The sequence below is a fragment of the Campylobacter sp. TTU-622 genome (assembly GCF_016598965.1).
Lineage (GTDB): Bacteria > Campylobacterota > Campylobacteria > Campylobacterales > Campylobacteraceae > Campylobacter_D.
Window position 1 is genome coordinate 1 of record NZ_JAENKR010000108.1, and the last position, 3,514, is coordinate 3,514.

5 protein-coding genes and 1 pseudogene are annotated in these 3,514 nt (G+C 24.8%); all 6 read right to left on the reverse strand.

The window, feature by feature from the left end; genetic code table 11:
* Positions 1–193: pseudogene (locus tag JG677_RS07425) on the reverse strand (hypothetical protein); the annotation flags it as partial.
* Positions 193–615: a cytochrome c gene (locus JG677_RS07430; RefSeq protein WP_200169925.1), complete on the reverse strand. Its 423-nt coding sequence runs from the start codon at positions 613–615 to the stop codon at positions 193–195. The pseudogene JG677_RS07425 and the gene JG677_RS07430, both read right to left, overlap by 1 nt.
* The gene (locus JG677_RS07435) at positions 615–1,196 is read right to left on the reverse strand and encodes a 6-pyruvoyl trahydropterin synthase family protein (protein WP_200169926.1); all 582 of its coding nucleotides are present in this window, start codon (positions 1,194–1,196) and stop codon (positions 615–617) included. The genes JG677_RS07430 and JG677_RS07435 overlap by 1 nt, the downstream gene beginning before the upstream one ends.
* A complete protein-coding gene (locus JG677_RS07440; RefSeq protein WP_200169927.1) occupies positions 1,193–1,942 on the reverse strand; it encodes a 7-carboxy-7-deazaguanine synthase QueE in 750 nt (249 codons plus the stop codon). Before JG677_RS07440 ends, JG677_RS07435 begins: the two co-directional genes overlap by 4 nt.
* Before the next feature lie 5 nt (positions 1,943–1,947).
* Positions 1,948–2,910, reverse strand: a complete 963-nt coding sequence (gene moaA, locus JG677_RS07445) for a GTP 3',8-cyclase MoaA (protein ID WP_200286015.1) — start codon at positions 2,908–2,910, stop codon at positions 1,948–1,950.
* Positions 2,911–2,920: 10 nt separating this feature from the next.
* Complete coding sequence (locus JG677_RS07450; protein ID WP_200169929.1) at positions 2,921–3,430, reverse strand: DUF6115 domain-containing protein; 510 nt, start codon at positions 3,428–3,430, stop codon at positions 2,921–2,923.
* Positions 3,431–3,514 lie beyond the last annotated feature (84 nt).

The window sequence follows — 3,514 nt, forward strand, 5'->3', positions numbered from 1 at the left end:
GTAACATTCCTGTAAAAAAGATTAAGATTAAAAAAAAATAATAAATAGGTAAAAATAAACGAATTCTTCTTGTAAAGATAAATTCTGTTTTAAAATTTCCCTGAGTTAAAACTAAATAAAAAAGCATTAAAAAACCGCTTGCATAAAGACTATAAAGATGTAAGGCTAAAATAAACTCATAACTTTGATCCATCATTTCCCTTTGTTGGTGATATATTTAGCCAAATTTTCAATTTGATCCAAATTTAAATTAATACAATGATCTTTATCATTTTGTTTTTGACAAAGATTAAATTTTCGCATAAAATTTTCTTTGCTTAAATTTTTAATTCTAATATTATTTTTTAATTTTAATTCTCCTTCTTTTCCATGACAATTTGCACATTTTTGTTTATATAAAGAACTAATAATACTTAAATTCATATTTAAAACTTGAGTATCATCTAAAGAATCGTCACCAACTGGTAATGGTAAATTATCATCATTTACTTGAGTTTTTTCATCATTTTGCTCTATTTGAACAATCTCTTGATCTGATGATTTGGATTTAAGAGATTTATCTTCATTATTAGAACATCCAACAAAAAATAAGAAAATGATTATTAAATATGGCATTAAACTTCCTTTGGGTTAATAAAAATATAAGAATTTTTTAATTTTTCATAGAAATTCTTATCTTTCCAATCTTCTTGAATTGCTTCTGAAAATTCTATATCTTCTAATTTTATAGAAGGCAAAAATTCACTATAAGCATCCTCCTTAAATCCTTGTGCATAACCACTTTTTGTTTCATGAACTATAATACTTTTTAAATAAACCCCTTGTTCGCCATTTATCATCTTAGTCTGTTTTAATAAAGTATCAATAAGAACAAAAAAAATACGGCAAAAATTTTCAGCACTAACATTTAATGGTAAAATAATCCAACGACTAGAAAATTTTTTCATTTGTTCTAAATATTCTTCATTATCATCTTTAAAAAGAGTAATAGCATGATCAAAACTATCAATAATTTGTTTTACTTCTTGCTTTAAAAGTCCAAAATCATATACCATTCCAGCGTTATCTAAATATTTACTTTCAAGCAGTACTTCAACTTTATAAGAATGTCCATGAATACTACTTTTACAACGCTTAGAACTGCAAAAACGAACGATATGAGCATTCTCAAATTCAAATTCTTTTCTAATAATCATACTCCCTCTTTATCATTCCAAAGTCTTATATGCATTCTATCGGAGTAATTATATCCATTTTTTATACAAAAATGTGCCACCTCTAAAGCATTAATTTTTAAAATTTCTTCATTATAGCCCATAGGCATACAATAAACTTCATTATCCACTTTGGCTAAAATTTCATCAATTTCTATTTTAGCTTTATTACTTTTTATCATTTCTTTATCTAAAACAAATTTATAAAAACTATCTTTAGCATTTTGCACAATAGCTTTTATAGCATCAAAATTTAATCTTTTTTCTTTAGGTATTTTACTATTACTTAATTTTACACCCAAAGCAAAGATGCATTTTTTATATAAAGGAAATTTTTCAAAATCTATCTTTAAGCTTGCATTAGTTTCAAAATGAATTTCAAAATTATCTTTTAATAAAAGTTCAAGCCACTTTAAAAAATCATTATTATTATAATACAATAAAGGCTCACCACCTGTAATAACTACAATAGGGTTTAATTTTGCTTTTAAAAAGCATACTCTTTTATAAAGCTCTAAAGGGGTAAATCTTGTATATTGATCAGCAAAATCTTTTGTAAAAACTGCTCTAATAGTATCACAACCTAAAAATTTTTTATCATTTATATTTTTATGCACTCCAAAACCATAACAATTAAAATTACATCCAGCAAATCTTACAAAAATAGCTAATCTTCCACTAAATTTTCCCTCACCTTGTATGCTTATAAAACTTTCAACAATATCCAAAAAATTTAACCTCCCGTCTGATAAAAAGCCCTAGAGGATGTTTCATTATCTACAACACTCCATTTATTTTTTTCTGGTTTATTTTTTAAAACTTCTTTAAGAATTTTAGCTGCTGTTTTAATATCTTTCTTTTTTACTGCTTCTTTAATACTTAAAGATTCATCATAATACAAACAAGGTATTAAAAGACCCTCGGCACTAAGTCTTATACGATTACAAGTATCACAAAATTCGTGAGAATGAGGATCAATGATACCAAAGGTATAGTTATTTATTTCATATAAAGTCACTGGAGAATTTTGTGCTTTTCTTGAAGAAATTATTTCATATTTTTGTTTTAAAATTTCAAGAATTTCATTAGATTTTAAACCTTGAAGTTTTCCATAAGCATGATTATTTTCCATAAATTCTATAAAACGAATTTGCATATTTAAACTTTTTGCATATTCTAATAAAGAAATCAGCTCATTATCATTAAAATTTTTAAGAGCTACTGTATTAATTTTGACTTTAAAATCTAAATTTACAGCTTCTTCAATTCCTGCTAAAACATTATTTAAAACCTCTTTTTGAGAAATTATTTTTGCTTTTTTAGAATCAAGAGTATCAAGAGAAATATTAATACGTTTTAAACCAGCTTTTTTAAGATCTTTTGCATAATCTTTGAGAAAATATCCATTTGTAGTAATAGCTAAATCAATATCTTTTTTATAATCATGAATCATTGAAATAAATATATCTAAATCTTTTCTCAATAAAGGCTCACCGCCTGTAATTCTAATCTTAGAAATTCCTTCATCAATAGCTACTTTAACAAATAAAAACATTTCTTCAAAGGTTAATAAATTTTCTTTTGGAACCCAATCAAATGGAATTTTTGGCATACAATAAAGACAACGAAAATTACATCTTTGTGTAACTGAAATTCTCATATAATTAATTTTTCTTCCATACTTATCAATTAGCATTTAATAAACCCTACTTAATCATTTTTTTAAATTTTAAAACAAGCTCGACATTACCTATACCTACTCTTAGATCTTTTGCAATTTGCTCTATACTTTTACCTTGCTGAAATAATTCTATAATTTTTTGCTCTTCTGTATCGTAATTAGGCGTAAGTTTGCTTATACTTTGTGTTTTTTGCTCTAAAGTTAAAATTCTATTTTGCTGTTCATTTTGAAATTCTTCTATAATACTTTCAACATTTTGCAAACTTTGCAAAATAGGATAAATTTTATGAGAAACTTCTTTTTCAAGCATTATTTTTACTTCATCTTTTAAAAGATCTATATTAAACTTTTCCTCACTATCATCTTTTAAATCTAAATCTTTTTTAAGATAATGTAACTCCTTAGTAAGATCTTCCATAGCATTTTGCAATTTTGTAATTTTACTTGTATTTTCTTTATCCTTAATATTCATATAGGCTAAAAAAGCAACTAATAAAACAATCATAAAGACTAGATAAAGCACATCTACACTCATTTATTTCCTTTAAAAGTTCTAATGATATCTCTTTGAATTTCTACTACAAAAGCATTGTAAATATCTTGATCACCTGATTTAATC

Excerpts from the sequence above, each read along its gene's own strand:
- JG677_RS07435 (WP_200169926.1), bottom strand. The coding sequence starts at position 1,196 with ATGATTATTAGAAAAGAATTTGAATTTGAGAATGCTCATATCGTTCGT.
- JG677_RS07450 (WP_200169929.1), bottom strand. The coding sequence starts at position 3,430 with ATGAGTGTAGATGTGCTTTATCTAGTCTTTATGATTGTTTTATTAGTT.
- moaA (WP_200286015.1), bottom strand. The coding sequence starts at position 2,910 with ATGCTAATTGATAAGTATGGAAGAAAAATTAATTATATGAGAATTTCA.
- JG677_RS07430 (WP_200169925.1), bottom strand. The coding sequence starts at position 615 with ATGCCATATTTAATAATCATTTTCTTATTTTTTGTTGGATGTTCTAAT.